Here is a 14,608-nt window from a genome sequence, read left to right as displayed (position 1 = left end):
AGCCGTTTAACTTAAAAATGACTACAAAAAGATATAGCGGATAGCCTGACCTTACTTTACCCTTTTGTAAAGTAAGGTAACGCCATTAGTTTTATAAAAAGAAGTTCCAAACTACTCCAAAGCGAACAATCTGGTTTATATATAGTCTTATTATATAGGTATACTTTTAAAATATTAGCATCTCCCCTATTATCTTATTATACTAAATGCTAATTGACATTATACTTATATAGAATCTGTTTGTTTATTTTATTTATGAATTTATACCTATATATATATTGTGAGTGAATTTTTATACTATTATATTTGTCCCTTATAATTAATATTAAAGAATGATACAGATTACTTTGCCAGATGGGAGTGTAAAAGCGTTTGAAGAAAACACTACTCCAATGGATGTTGCTAAAAGTATTAGCGAAGGTTTAGCTAGAAATGTTATTTCGGCTAGTTTTAACGGAACAACTATTGAAACTTCAACGAAGTTAACCACGGATGGGTCTTTAATTTTATATACCTGGAATAACGATGAAGGTAAAACCGCATTTTGGCATTCTAGTGCGCATGTATTAGCACAAGCTTTAGAAGCGCTTTACCCTGGAATTAAACTTACCATTGGTCCTGCTATTGAAAACGGGTATTATTATGATGTAGATTTTGGTGAACATACTGTTTCTGACAAAGATTTTAAATCTATTGAAAATAAAATGATAGAAATTGCTCGTGGTAAACATGAGTTTAAAATGCGCAGCGCAACAAAAGCAGAAGCACTATCTTTATATAAGGACAATGAATACAAAACAGAATTAATAGAAAATCTAGAAGATGGTACTATTACTTTTTGTGATCATGACACCTTTACCGATTTATGTCGTGGAGGACATATACCTAACACAGGTATTATAAAAGCTGTAAAAATATTATCTGTTGCAGGAGCATATTGGAGAGGAGATGAAAAGAACAAACAACTTACACGTATATATGGTACTTCTTTTCCTAAACAAAAAGAGCTTACTGCATATTTAGAGTTATTAGAAGAAGCTAAAAAAAGAGACCATAGAAAACTAGGTAAAGAATTAGAATTATTTACTTTTTCTCAAAGAGTTGGTCAAGGTTTACCTTTATGGTTGCCAAAAGGAGCAGCACTAAGAGAACGTTTAGAAAATTTCTTGAAAAAAGCGCAAAAGAAAGCTGGTTATGAAATGGTGGTTACACCACATATTGGACAGAAAGAACTTTACATGACTTCTGGTCATTATGCTAAATATGGAGAAGACAGTTTTCAGCCAATAACTACACCTAAAGAAGGTGAAGAATTTTTATTAAAACCAATGAACTGTCCTCATCACTGTGAGATTTATAACAGTGGTCAATGGTCTTATAAAGATTTACCGAAACGTTTTGCAGAATTTGGCACCGTATATAGATATGAGCAAAGTGGTGAATTGCATGGTTTAACAAGAGTAAGAGGATTTACTCAAGATGATGCACATATATTTTGTACACCAGATCAATTAGATAAAGAATTTAAAGATGTAATAGATTTAGTATTATATGTCTTTGGATCTTTAGGTTTTGAAGATTTTACAGCACAGGTATCTTTAAGAGATCCTGAGAATCCTGAAAAATATATAGGAAGTGATGAAAACTGGGAGAAAGCAGAAAAGGCTATATTAAACGCAGCCATAGATAAAGGTTTAAACTATGTTGTAGAAACTGGTGAAGCTGCTTTTTATGGTCCTAAGTTAGACTTTATGGTAAAAGATGCTCTTGGTAGACAATGGCAACTAGGTACTATTCAAGTAGATTATAACTTACCAGAGCGTTTTGAATTATCTTATAAAGGTAGTGACAATGAGCTTCATAAACCAGTAATGATTCACAGAGCTCCTTTTGGAAGTATGGAACGTTTTATTGCTATTTTATTAGAGCATACAGCTGGAAATTTCCCGCTTTGGTTGATGCCAGATCAAGTTATTGTGCTATCAATTAGTGAGAAATATGAAAAATACGCGAAAAAAGTTTTAAATTTGCTAGAAAATAACGAAATTCGCGCTTTAGTTGACAATAGAAATGAAACGATGGGGAAGAAAATAAGGGATGCAGAGATGAAAAAAATTCCTTATATGATTATTGTTGGTGAAAATGAAGAGCAAGAAGGTAAAGTTTCTGTAAGAAAACATGGAGGAGAAGACTTAGGCATGATTAGTGTAGAAGCATTCTCAGAAATTGTTGAAACAGAAGTAAACAAGACATTAAAACAATTTTAAAATAATAAGTTTAACTAAAATACAGAAGTCATAGCAATACGTAGAAGAAGATCATCCTCGCCTAGAGTAATAAAAGAGGACCAACACAGAATTAACTCTAAAATTAGAGTCGAAGAAGTTCGACTAGTAGGAGATAATATTGAAGTAGGTGTATATAAAACAAAGCAAGCTTTAGCAATAGCAGACGAACAAGGTTTAGATCTTGTTGAAATCTCACCTAAGGCCATACCACCTGTGTGTAAAGTTATGGACTATAAAAAGTTTCTTTATGAACAAAAGAAACGAGACAAAGCATTAAAATCTAAGGCTACTAAAGTTATTATTAAAGAAATAAGATTTGGTCCACAAACAGATGACCATGATTATGAATTTAAGAAGAAGCATGCCGAAAAGTTTTTAAAAGAAGGAGCTAAGTTAAAAGCATTTGTATTCTTTAAAGGACGTTCTATCATCTTTAAAGAGCAAGGTCAAATATTACTATTAAAACTTGCTCAAGATTTAGAAGAGTTTGGTAAAGTAGAACAAATGCCAAGATTAGAGGGTAAACGTATGACCATGTTTATTGCTCCTAAAAAAGGAAAATAAATGCTAAAACGAGTTTAGCATAAAAATAATAAGCGAAATAATTAAACCTAGGAATAAGATGCCTAAAATGAAAACAAAATCAAGTGCCAAAAAGCGTTTCAAGCTTACAGGTACTGGTAAAATTAAAAGAAAGCACGCGTTTAAAAGTCATATCTTAACAAAGAAAACTAAAAAGCGTAAGCTAGCGTTAACCCATGATACATTAGTACATAAGGCTGACGAGAACAATGTTAAAGTAATGTTACGTTTAAAGTAATATTGTTTTAATAGGTTAAAACAAATTAATAACCCTGGAGTTAGGCTTTATAAAAGTACTTTTAAATAAGTCGCCTACTACAAAAAACAATTAAATTATGCCAAGATCAGTAAATTCAGTAGCGAAAAGAGCCAGAAGAAAAAAGGTTCTTAAGCAAGCAAAAGGTTACTTCGGACGTCGTAAAAACGTTTGGACAGTAGCAAAAAATGCGGTTGACAAAGCGATGCAATACTCGTACAGAGACCGTAGAAATAAAAAGAGAACATTTCGTGCCTTATGGATCACGCGTATTAACGCAGGAGCTAGAGAACACGGATTATCTTATTCTCAATTTATGGGAAAAGTAAAAGCTAATAATATCGAATTAAACCGTAAGGTTTTAGCTGATTTAGCAATGAACAACCCAGATGCTTTTAAAGCAATTGTAGATAAAGTAAAATAAGGCTTTTGCCTAATTAATAACATATTTCGCTTATAAAAAATCCGATTCTTAATTGAATCGGATTTTTTTTTGTTTAATATTGAAACAAATAAAACTACCTATGAAAAACGTAAAAATGGTAATTACAGATATGGATGGTACTTTACTAAACTCTAACCACGAAGTAAGCAACCGATTTTTTGAAATATTTAAAAAACTAAAACAACAAAATATTCAATTTGTAGCAGCAAGTGGTAGACCTTATTATAGCATTACAGAAAAGCTAAAAACCATAAAAGATGAAATTACAATTGTTGCAGAAAATGGTGGTTTAGTGATTAAAAATGAAGAATTACTTCTGTCTAATACTATTAGCACTACCAACCTTTTGCGTTTAATTAAAACAGTAGACACTTTAAAAAATACGTATCCTCTATATTGTACAAAACACAAGGTATATATTAAAAGAGCTTCTGATGAAATGATAAGCATATTTTCTGAATATTATACCAATTACACCATTATAGATGCTATAGAAGAAATTAAAGATGAAGTGATTAAAATTGCTCTTTACCATCCTATAAATTCAGAAGCAAACATCTACCCTTTTGTAAAACATTTAAGCCCTGAATTTAATGTTGTAGTTTCTGGAAATCACTGGGTAGATATATCTGATGCTATTACAAACAAAGGACATGCTATAAAATTTCTTCAAAAATATTATAATGTACGTCCAGAAGAAACCATGGCTTTTGGTGATTACAATAATGATTTTGAAATGTTACAATGTGCTAGCTATAGTTATGCCATGAAAAATGCACATGATGATATTAAGGCCATTGCAAATTACCAGACTAGTACTAATGATAATTTTGGTGTGGAGCGCATTTTAGAACAATTAGTTTCCAAAAGCAGTGAGTATTAAACGTCTTGCTGAAGCATGATTTCTATGTTCGCAAAGATAAATACCTTGCCAAATTCCTATATTTAAGTTTCCGTTAGTAATAGGTATTTGTATAGAAGATCCCATTAATGAAGCTTTAATATGCGCAGGCATATCATCTGGTCCTTCATAAGTATGCTTATAATAAGATTGATTTTCTGGAACCATTGTATTGATATGACTTTCAAAATCTAAACGTACTGTAGGATCTGCATTTTCATTAATAGTTAAACTAGCCGAAGTATGTTTAATAAAAACTTGTAACTGCCCTATTTTTATTGTTGAAATTTCTGGAAATGCATTTAAAACATCAGCTGTTATTATATGAAAACCTCTTGAATAAGGTTTTAACTGTATTTCTTTTTGAAAAAAATTCATTTACTTGTTAGCGTCTGTTGTAATTTCATCTATTGCAAACTTAAATTCTTCCCAATCAATTAAGGAATCTCCATCTTTATCATAGCCTTCAATTAACTTTGAAGCAACAATACCTCTAAGAAATCCACTAATTTCTGCTTGCTTTAACAACGAAACAATTTCTTTTTTTGCTAGTTTACCATTACTATCTTTATCAAAAAAAGCAAAAGCTGCTTCAGGAGATTTAAAATTATTAGTAATAAGTATTTGTATTTTATTTAAAATAATTTCTTTGGTAGCCATAATTCTTGTTTTAGTTAAAAGTAATCATTGCTTAAAAAAAAGACAAATAAAAAAGGCTGCAAAACTGCAACCTTTTAAAAATAAAGTAATCCCCTTAATTATTACTATACTTAAATAAAAACAAAATGTTTACTATTAACCGATTGCTCTTTATCTTATTTCATATAGATGAACAATAGCTTATTTCTATAAAAATAATTATTCTATAAGTATAGTATAGTAATAAGGTTTGAAATGCATTAATAAGTATGTGAATGACTATTTAAAGTGTTTTGAAAAAGATCTTGATAACGGAATTTCAACATCGTTAACAAAAACAGATGTTGCTGTAATACGCTGTATTTTAGACCTATTAACCAGGTAAGACCTATGTGTTTGCACAAAAGACTCGATAGGAAGCTTTTCTGCAATGGTTGTTAATGACTGCCTAATGGTGTATTTTTTTGGAGTAGTTATTATGTTTACATAGTTACCATCTGCAATAATATACTTAATGTTTTTATACTCTAAATTAATAGTATCATAACCATCTTTAAACTGCAATACTTGTTGTTGCTTTTTTTGTATTGCTAGATTTACAGAAGCTATTAAATCTACTTTATTAATTGGTTTGGTTAAATAAGCATCTGGATTTGTTTTTAAGGCTTCACTCATTAAAGCAACATCATGTTGTCCTGTAATAAAAATAACGGTTGCATTTTTATTTTTTAAGGTAGACAATTCAATACCTGCATTTCGCTCATTTATATTAATATCCATTAAAATGATATCTGGTAAAAACGAAGCCATTTCTTTTAAAGCAGTTTCTTTATTCTTTGCAATTTTAATTTTAGAAAAATGTGCTTCTTGAAGTAAATCTGAAAAATACTCTGCAATAATTAGTTCGTCTTCAACAATAAGAATTTTTGTGTTTTGTCTACTACTCATTATTAATTTCTTTTACTAATGAAAATTTAAATCCGTTTGCTGTATTTAATGTATACTGCAAATCCATTTGCCTACAAATTTTATCTACCAGTTTTAGTTTTATTGTTTTATTTACTGCTGCTGTACCATTGTCTGAATATTCAAAAAGGAGCAAATTATCCTTTTGTTTTAATGTAAAACTAATGGTTTTATTTTCTTCAGCATTAAAAGCGTGCTTAATAGAATTAATACACAATTCTGTTAGCAACAATCCTAAGTACATAGCATCATCTGAAGGAATTTTTATAGAAGCAATAGTAAAGTTTGTTTCAATATTATTTTCTTTAAATACTTCAAAAAAACTATTTTTTACATCGCTTAAATAATTATGAGTATCTACTTTTCTTTTATCTTCATTTTTATATAAATGCTTATGTAATGTAGAAATTGCTTCTACCTTTGTTAGTATATTTCTTAAAGGAAAAAGCGCTTGTGAGGTTTCTTTTTTTAATTGATCTGCAATAAGTATGACTACTAATTGTAAATTATTATTAATTCTATGGTTAGCCTCACTCAATAAAAACTCATTTTCTTGTGATAAAGATTGCAGCTGTTTATTGTTTTTTTTAGATTTTTTTAAAAAATAACCAATCAAAACAATCCATGTTATAGCAAATACAAATAAAGCTATAGTAATTGTTAGTTTTGTTTTATTTGCTGAAAGCTCTTTGGTTTTGTTTGCAAGCTCTAGGTTATTAATTTTTATCTGATTCTCTTTTTCGGTAAGCTTGTATTTTTCTTCAAGTTCAAACAAAAATTTATTGTGTTCTTTTTCATAATAAGAATCGGTAAGCTCAAGCCTTGTTTCTAAATATTCAAAAGCTTTATCTATGTTTCCTAGTTTTTTATAGCAATTACGAATATTATCTATAAATAAAATTTCATTAAAAAGGAGTTGGTTTTTATTTGCAAATTCTAATGCATGCACAGATTCACTTAAAGCTTTTTTATACTGTTTATCTTTTATTAATATTCTAGTATAATTTGTATAGGCATCTGCTTGATGCTGTAACATATTATTAAGTTTTGAAAAGTTTATTAACTCTTGAAGTTTTTTTATAGCAAGATGATAGTGATTTTTTTCTTCATAAACACCTGCTATTTCTAGCGAAGAATAAAACACACCATCTTTATCTTTTACTTTTTTTGCTAGTACCAGTGCTTTTTGAGCATAGTACAAGGTAGAATCTGGTATAAAAAAATGTTCTGTAAATAGTGCTGCTTTTCTGCTATAATATTTAGATAAAATGGCATCATCCATTTTATGCTTTTCTATAATTAATTTTGCTTTATCCAGTTGAGCAACAGATTGCTTGAATAAAGTTCGCTTTCTGTAGAACTCAGCCATTTTAACATGGTAAAAAAAATGCAATTTTTTATTGCTTACATTTTTAATAACATCATAGGCTTTTACATAAAAAATATTGGCCTGCTCATAATCTAATTTTAATTTATAGATTTCTGCCAAACCCATTAGAGAGTATACTTCTTGCTCTGTAGTATTAGCGCTTAGTAATTGTTTTTCATAAAATGTTTTGGCTTCTTTTAATTTATTTTCATTAATTAAATTTTCGCCATAGCTTAAAACGCTATCGGTTTGTGAAAAGGATATTTGTGTACAAAAGCATAAAATAAAGTATACAAAATATTTCATCTTTAGGTTTTTTGCTTCTTCTTTTTAGCTGCAGGAAAGAGTACGTTGTTTAAAATAAGTCGGTATCCTGGTGAAGTTGGATGCAAATCTAATTCGGTTTTTGGGTCTCCTACTCTATGCGTATAATCTTCTGGATCATGTCCTCCATAAAAAGTAAAAAAGCCTTTTCCTTTTATACCATGAATATATTTTGCTTCGCCATTGGTTTTATTTTCGCCCATTACTAACACATTACTTTTAATTTCTTCGCGTGTAAAAGATGTGGTTTGTCCCATAAACCCCTTAACTAAAGCAGTATGATTTTGACATAACATGGTTGGTATAGGATCCCATTTTGCAGAATAATCCATAAGTGTAAAATAATCTACAGTTTTCGATATTTTTCTTTTTTGGGTCATATCTATACTAGAAAACTCATATACATTAGGACTTTGTTCTAGAATAAAATCTTTAAAAGCAAAGGTTTTACTATAATCTATTTTGTTTTGATAGTTAGCGTCACTACCATCACCATCAAACATAGGCTCACATATATCTACTCCTTGTGCAGAAAGTGCAATATCAAAACTATCTGTTGCGCTACACATGGCAAACATAAATCCGCCTCCAACTACATAATCTCTAATTTTTAAGGAAACTGCTAACTTTTCTTCAGAAACCTTATCATAACCAAGTTTGGTTGCTAATGCTTCGGCTTCCTTTTTTTCTTCAATATACCAAGCGGCAGTTCTATATGCTCTATAAAACTTACCATATTGACCTGTAAAATCTTCATGGTGTAAATGCAACCAATCATATAATAAAAGTGCATCGTTTAATACTTCTTCATCATAAATGGTTTCATAAGGTATTTCGGCATAACTTAAAACCATAGTTACTGCATCATCCCAAGGTAATTTTCCTTTTGGTGTGTATACTGCAATTTTAGGAGCTTTCTCTAAAACTACTGCATCCATATTTTTACTAGGACTACTTATTTCTTCTAGAATACTTTCGGTTTTAGCATTGGATAAAATTTCAAAAGAAACACCTCTAATCTGGCATTCTTTTTGAATTTCAATAGAATCTGGCAACAAAAAAGATCCTCCTCTATAATTGAGTAGCCATTTTACTTTTAGTTGTTTTTCTAGTGTCCAATACGTAATTCCGTAAGCTTTTAAATGGTTTTTCTGTGTTTCTGCATCCATAGGAATAAGGATGTAGGAAGCAAAGGTTTGCGTTACAAAAAGTATTAGTAAAAGTGTTATTATTTTTTTCATTTGTAGAAAGGTACTCAAAAATTATTCTGTTATAAACGCAATTAGTACAATTTTAACCAATTGCATATTTAAGTAATGCGTTATAATGCGGTATACATTGGTTTAATAATGGTTTTAAATGTTCTGGAAAAGGAGCTGTTTTAGGTTTATAAGTTAAATAACCTGTAGATTTATGAATATTGGCATACCAATATTTTGCCCAAACGCCATCTTCTGGCCTAGCTCCTGCTTGCCAATGTAACATATTATCATCAAAAGGAATACCTATAAAACTACAGAGCTCTGTTAAAACTTTTTTAGGATTTAAAAGCACGCGTTTAGAATCTAAAACGATTGGTTTTATATTATTGGCCTCAAAATATGCTAATAGTTCTGTGTGTTTAGCGTAACCAACATCTTTTAAACTTGGGTTTTCTATAACCTTATCAAAAGACGGAAGCATTTCTACAGGATCACGAGTTAGTATCACGTTATACACATCTTTCATAAAATCTTTATTTAAATGCAATACATGATGGGTCATGTTTTTAAAAAACAAAACTGGCTTTTCTGTATTTGTCATCATGTTTTGTATCACCTTAGTACCATCCTGCTCTAAAGTATTTAAAATATCTTGTGTTCCTGGATGGTATTCTTTTGCATCTGTATTGCTTAGGTAATGTGCATATAAAGGTTCATCAAACACTTTAGTGTCTTGTCTTTGTGCAAAGCTATACATTAAAGTGGTAGATATATTTCTTGGCCCAGACCACAAACAAATACGTTTACTATTAGCCATTTAAAACTGCTTTATCTATTAAATCATGGTATAGGCCACTTAATTTTCTTGTAAAATCTCCAAACGGTTTATCTCCTATTTGTCTTCCATCAATTTTAGTTACAGGAGTTAAACCACCAAAGGTTCCGGTTACAAAAGCTTCGTCTGCACCATAAACATCAAACAATGAAAAGTCTTTTTGATGACAAGGAATATTATTTATTTTACAAGCTTCAATTACTTTTGCACGTGTAATACCATTCATACAATATTGCCCAGTAGAAGTAAATACTTCTTCATCTTTAACAATAAAAAAATTAGTTGCATTACAAGTGGCAACAAAGCCATTAACATCTAACATTAAAGCTTCGTCTGCTCCTGCTTCAATGGCTTGAATTAGGGCTTGAACTTCATGCAACTTACTATGACAATTTAATCTAGGATCTAAATAATCTGGAGAACCACGACGAATGGTACTTGTAAATAAAGTAATTCCTTTTTCTTTACTTTCTGGAGATGCTTTTTTGTATTCTGGTAAAATAACCACATTAGGTCCAGAAATGGTAAGTCTAGGATCTTGAGAAGGTGTTTTTTTAATTCCTCTAGTAATCATTATTCTAACATGCACATCATCATGCATATTATTAAGCTTTAAGGTTTTCCACACTTCTGCTACTAACTCCTCTTTAGTAAACGGAAATTGCATACCAACGGTTGCGGCAGATTGCCACAATCTATCTAAATGATCTTGAAGAAAAACAAGTACACCTTTATGAAGTCTGAGTGCTTCCCAAATACCATCTCCTACAAGATAACCACTATCTAAAACAGAAATTTTAGCATTTTCGCGAGTAAAGAATTCGCCATTAATATAGATTTTAATGTCTTTATTTCTGCTATCTTCAACAGCATTATGTGTACCATGAACCATGAACTTATTATCTTTAAATTAAAAATAGAAAGATAATAAAAAAGGGAGAATTAGTTTAAGAAATTAAATCTGATATTTTTTTAGTATTTGGAAACTGCTCAAATATAATTTTAATAAATACAGTAATAGGAATTGCCATAATAAGCCCTGGAATTCCCCAAAGAAAACCCCAAAACATAAGCATTATTAATACTGTAATAATATTTATAGAAAACGATTTACCCATAAATATTGGTTCTAAAATGGCGCCAAATAATACTTGAACTCCTGTTATTGCAAGCACAAAGAAAAACAAAGTACTTGTAGGTTCTAGCTCTACAAATGCAAAAATAGAAAGAGCTATTACTGCTATAAAAGAACCTACCATCTGCACAAAGTTTATTACAAAAGCGAAAAGTCCCCAGAAAATAGGAAAACTAACATCAAAAAAGTAACAAGCCAAACCTGTACCAACACCTGTTAAAAAACTAACTAAAAACTTGACCTTAATAAAGGTATTTAGTTCTTTTTGTATTTTACCATAGGTACGCAAAGAAGTGTGTTTTTGTTTTAATATTATTTTATTTAAAACGTCCTGCATATTAATAGACTCTGCCAATAAGAGTACTACAAAAAAAGCAGTCATGAGTAGCATGGTTAAAAACTGTCTTAAGAAACCTACAGTAGTACCAATATTTTCTTTTTTAACAAATTGAGATATAAGGCTTTTATCTTTTTCTAGAACTAAACCAAAAGTATTTTCTAAATAGAGCGTAGCATCGTTTATTTTAACTTCTGCTTTATCAAAAAAAGCAGTATCACTAGCCATGATTTGTTTACTAGATAACTTAATAAGCTCTACGCCTACTTTTAAGCCTATACCTATTAATAAAACAACAATAAGAATACTTACAATTTTTGGCACTTTACGTTTGCTTAACCAACGCATTAATGGTAAAAACAACAGTGCAATAAACATAGCAAACACCAACGGAATAAATATAAAAGACAATACTTTTAATAAATAAAACACAATTGGTATTACTATAATAAAAAGTAATATGTTAGTAGTTCTGCGTTCGTTTAACATTGTAGGTTTTCCTTTTTAGTAATTAGATATGCTATTATTTTGTGGTTTAAAATGGCACATCGTTATCATCAAAATCCTCTGGTGCACCAAAAGCATCACTTGGTGATGGAAAATGTTCGGTTTTAAAAGAATCATCATTTTCGGCAGCATTCATTTTAGAATGAAACTCGAAAGGCGAATCAAAATCGTCTAGGTTATCAAACTTACCTAAATGACCAAGGAATTTTAAACGAATATTTTCTAGTCCACCATTTCTATGTTTGGCAATAATAAATTCTGCTTGTCCTTCTGTTGGTGAGCGTTCTTCATCATCCCACTCATCAATTTTATAATATTCTGGTCTATAGATAAAACTCACAATATCGGCATCTTGCTCAATTGCTCCAGATTCACGTAAATCGGATAGTAAAGGTCTTTTACTTCCTCCACGCGTTTCTACAGCACGTGATAATTGCGATAGTGCAATTACTGGCACCATTAATTCTTTTGCTAATGCTTTTAAGTTTCTAGAAATCATCGAGATTTCTTGTTCACGATTTCCACCATGACTAGGTCCTCCTGTCATTAACTGCAAGTAATCAATCATGATTAGTTTAATACCATGTTGAGATGCCAAACGTCTTGCTTTTGCACGTAAATCAAAAATAGAAAGCGATGGTGTATCATCAATAAACAAAGGTGCTTTTTCAAGACTCTTTACTTTCACGTTTAGTTGTTCCCATTCGTGTTTTTCTAGTTTACCTGTTCTTAATTTTTCTGAAGATAAACCTGTTTCACTAGAAATTAAACGTGTTATTAATTGTACCGAAGCCATCTCTAAAGAGAAGAATGCTACTGGTACATTTTGATCTACAGCAATATTTCTAGCCATAGATAAGGTTAAAGCTGTTTTACCCATACCAGGACGAGCAGCAACAATAATTAAATCGGAAGGTTGCCAACCAGAAGTTAATTTATCTAACTTATTAAAACCTGTAGCAATACCACTTAGTCCTTCTTGATTAGATATTTCTTCAATTTTCTTCTTGGCTTGAATTACTAAATCTTGAGCTGTTTCACTCGATTTTTTAATATTTCCTTGGGTTACTTCGTATAACTTAGATTCTGCGCTATCTAATAAATCAAAAACATCTTGTGTTTCATCATAAGCATCTTCAATAATTTCTGAAGAGATTTTTATTAGACTACGTTGAATATACTTTTGCAGAATAATACGAGCATGAAACTCGATATGTGCAGAAGAAGATACTTTTTGCGTAAGTGAAATTAGGTAAAAATCTCCACCTGAAACATCTAGTTTCTGACTTTTCTTTAACTGGCTAGAAACGGTTAACAAGTCAATAGGTTCACTATTTTCAAAGAGTTGAAAAATAGCTTCAAAAATATTTTGATGCGCTTCTTTATAAAATGCTTCAGGACTTAAAATATCAATTACTTCATCCACACCTTTTTTGTCTATCATCATAGCACCAAGTACCACCTCTTCTAATTCAAGAGCCTGCGGAGGAATCTTTCCTTTTTCCAGGTTAATGATGGTACTTTTATCGACTGGATAGCCTTTTATTGGGTTAGGTTGTTTCATTTAATAGATAACATTTTTTTAAGGTTAGCTGTAGTATGTATTACTAAGCTACATCTGTATTTTATAGTTTCGGCTTATTTTAGGTAAGCGAAAGTAAATAATTGTTGAGATAATTACACTTATAAAGATAGTTCAATCTCCACAGGTAGTCAACATTTTAACTGTTAATAAATAAAAAATATTGTTAATAAGCATAAAAAAAACTGAAGCGTAAAACTTCAGATTTTTTTAATCAAGGGGTTTTAGTAAGAACTAGCCTTTATACACACCCATATTTGCATATTTTTCCATACGTTGTTCTACTAAATCTTTTGGTGATAAGTTTTTAAGCTCTTCAAAAGTTTTAAGAATTGCATTACTTACAGTAGAAAACGTTTTATCTCTATCTTGATGTGCACCACCAAGCGGTTCTTTAATAATTTCGTCTACAATTTTAAGTTTCTTCATATCTGTAGCTGTAAGCTTTAAAGCATCTGCTGCTTGTTCTTTAAACTCCCAGCTTCTCCATAAGATAGAAGAACAAGATTCTGGTGAAATTACAGAGTACCATGTATTTTCTAACATTAGTACTTTATCACCTACACCAATACCTAATGCTCCACCAGAAGCACCTTCACCAATAACAATGGTAATGATTGGTACTTTTAGTCTTGTCATTTCAAGAATATTTCTGGCAATAGCTTCTCCTTGTCCGCGTTCTTCTGCTTCTAAACCAGGATATGCTCCAGGAGTGTCTAACAAGGTAACAACAGGAATGCCAAATTTTTCGGCAGATTTCATTAAGCGTAGTGCTTTTCTGTATCCTTCAGGATTTGCCATCCCAAAGTTTCTATATTGTCTTGTTTTAGTATTGTATCCTTTTTGTTGCCCAATAAACATAAAACTTTGGTCGCCAATTTTACCAAGGCCACCAATCATAGCTTTATCATCTTTAAAGGTTCTGTCTCCATGAAGCTCTAAAAAAGATTCACCACAAAGCGCATTAATATAGTCTAAAGTATAAGGTCTATTAGGATGACGTGACAATTGTACACGTTGCCATGGTGTTAAGTTTTTATATATGTCTTTTTTAGTAGCTAAAAGCTTCTTTTCAATTTGCTTACAAGTTTCAGTAACATCAACTTCGCTTTCTGTACCAATAATTTGGCATTTTTGCAATTGATCTTCTAGCTCTTTTATAGGAAGTTCAAATTCTAAATATTCCATTTTTGAATTTAAGTTTTATTAATAGTTAGTGTGCAAAATTACGTATTTTTTT

General features: G+C 30.7%; 15 protein-coding genes. 5 read left to right on the top strand and 10 right to left on the bottom strand.

What is annotated here, in order from left to right:
- Positions 1 to 332 precede the first annotated feature (332 nt).
- The 5 genes from thrS (at position 333) to ACFSSB_RS07190 (ending at position 4,454) form a co-directional block, all read left to right on the top strand.
- Entirely contained in the window at positions 333 to 2,267 is a 1,935-nt protein-coding gene (thrS, locus tag ACFSSB_RS07210) for a threonine--tRNA ligase (protein ID WP_379902546.1), read from the top strand.
- Positions 2,268 to 2,336: 69 nt separating this feature from the next.
- The gene (gene infC / locus ACFSSB_RS07205) at positions 2,337 to 2,852 is read left to right on the top strand and encodes a translation initiation factor IF-3 (RefSeq protein WP_379902559.1); all 516 of its coding nucleotides are present in this window, start codon (positions 2,337 to 2,339) and stop codon (positions 2,850 to 2,852) included.
- Between the two features lie 58 nt (positions 2,853 to 2,910).
- Positions 2,911 to 3,108, top strand: a complete 198-nt coding sequence (gene rpmI, locus ACFSSB_RS07200; protein ID WP_379902543.1) for a 50S ribosomal protein L35 — start codon at positions 2,911 to 2,913, stop codon at positions 3,106 to 3,108.
- 97 nt (positions 3,109 to 3,205) lie between these two features.
- The gene (gene rplT / locus ACFSSB_RS07195) at positions 3,206 to 3,550 is read left to right on the top strand and encodes a 50S ribosomal protein L20 (RefSeq protein ID WP_215965991.1); all 345 of its coding nucleotides are present in this window, start codon (positions 3,206 to 3,208) and stop codon (positions 3,548 to 3,550) included.
- Positions 3,551 to 3,650: 100 nt separating this feature from the next.
- Entirely contained in the window at positions 3,651 to 4,454 is an 804-nt protein-coding gene (locus ACFSSB_RS07190; protein WP_379902540.1) for an HAD family hydrolase, read from the top strand.
- On the opposite strand, the gene ACFSSB_RS07185 is transcribed toward ACFSSB_RS07190, so the two are convergent.
- The 10 genes from ACFSSB_RS07185 to ACFSSB_RS07140 all read right to left on the bottom strand — a co-directional run bounded on the left by ACFSSB_RS07185 (position 4,428) and on the right by ACFSSB_RS07140 (position 14,556).
- Positions 4,428 to 4,850: a secondary thiamine-phosphate synthase enzyme YjbQ gene (locus ACFSSB_RS07185; protein ID WP_379902538.1), complete on the bottom strand. Its 423-nt coding sequence runs from the start codon at positions 4,848 to 4,850 to the stop codon at positions 4,428 to 4,430. The two genes, ACFSSB_RS07190 and ACFSSB_RS07185, sit on opposite strands and share 27 nt — an antisense overlap.
- Entirely contained in the window at positions 4,851 to 5,132 is a 282-nt protein-coding gene (locus tag ACFSSB_RS07180; RefSeq protein ID WP_379902536.1) for an EF-hand domain-containing protein, read from the bottom strand. It abuts the gene before it with no gap.
- A gap of 258 nt (positions 5,133 to 5,390) precedes the next feature.
- Positions 5,391 to 6,059 (bottom strand): LytR/AlgR family response regulator transcription factor, encoded by a 669-nt coding sequence (locus ACFSSB_RS07175; protein ID WP_379902533.1) that lies wholly within the window; start codon positions 6,057 to 6,059, stop codon positions 5,391 to 5,393.
- Positions 6,052 to 7,752: a tetratricopeptide repeat-containing sensor histidine kinase gene (locus ACFSSB_RS07170; protein WP_379902530.1), complete on the bottom strand. Its 1,701-nt coding sequence runs from the start codon at positions 7,750 to 7,752 to the stop codon at positions 6,052 to 6,054. Before ACFSSB_RS07170 ends, ACFSSB_RS07175 begins: the two co-directional genes overlap by 8 nt.
- Positions 7,753 to 7,754: 2 nt before the next feature.
- Positions 7,755 to 9,011, bottom strand: a complete 1,257-nt coding sequence (locus ACFSSB_RS07165) for an asparagine synthetase B (protein ID WP_379902527.1) — start codon at positions 9,009 to 9,011, stop codon at positions 7,755 to 7,757.
- A 52-nt stretch (positions 9,012 to 9,063) separates the two neighbouring features.
- Positions 9,064 to 9,789, bottom strand: a complete 726-nt coding sequence (locus ACFSSB_RS07160; protein ID WP_379902525.1) for a sulfotransferase-like domain-containing protein — start codon at positions 9,787 to 9,789, stop codon at positions 9,064 to 9,066.
- A complete protein-coding gene (locus tag ACFSSB_RS07155) occupies positions 9,782 to 10,699 on the bottom strand; it encodes an aminotransferase class IV (protein ID WP_379902522.1) in 918 nt (305 codons plus the stop codon). The genes ACFSSB_RS07160 and ACFSSB_RS07155 overlap by 8 nt, the downstream gene beginning before the upstream one ends.
- A 55-nt stretch (positions 10,700 to 10,754) precedes the next feature.
- The gene (locus ACFSSB_RS07150) at positions 10,755 to 11,768 is read right to left on the bottom strand and encodes an AI-2E family transporter (RefSeq protein WP_379902519.1); all 1,014 of its coding nucleotides are present in this window, start codon (positions 11,766 to 11,768) and stop codon (positions 10,755 to 10,757) included.
- A 46-nt stretch (positions 11,769 to 11,814) separates the two neighbouring features.
- Positions 11,815 to 13,350 (bottom strand): replicative DNA helicase, encoded by a 1,536-nt coding sequence (gene dnaB / locus ACFSSB_RS07145; RefSeq protein ID WP_379902516.1) that lies wholly within the window; start codon positions 13,348 to 13,350, stop codon positions 11,815 to 11,817.
- A gap of 252 nt (positions 13,351 to 13,602) precedes the next feature.
- Positions 13,603 to 14,556 carry an acetyl-CoA carboxylase carboxyltransferase subunit alpha gene (locus ACFSSB_RS07140; protein WP_379902514.1) on the bottom strand — a complete coding sequence of 318 codons (954 nt, stop codon included), beginning with the start codon at positions 14,554 to 14,556 and terminating at the stop codon, positions 13,603 to 13,605.
- Positions 14,557 to 14,608: the final 52 nt, after the last annotated feature.

The organism is Lacinutrix gracilariae, from assembly GCF_042684485.1.
Classification (GTDB): domain Bacteria; phylum Bacteroidota; class Bacteroidia; order Flavobacteriales; family Flavobacteriaceae; genus Oceanihabitans; species Oceanihabitans gracilariae.
This window is presented reverse-complemented; position numbering and strand designations above follow the sequence as displayed.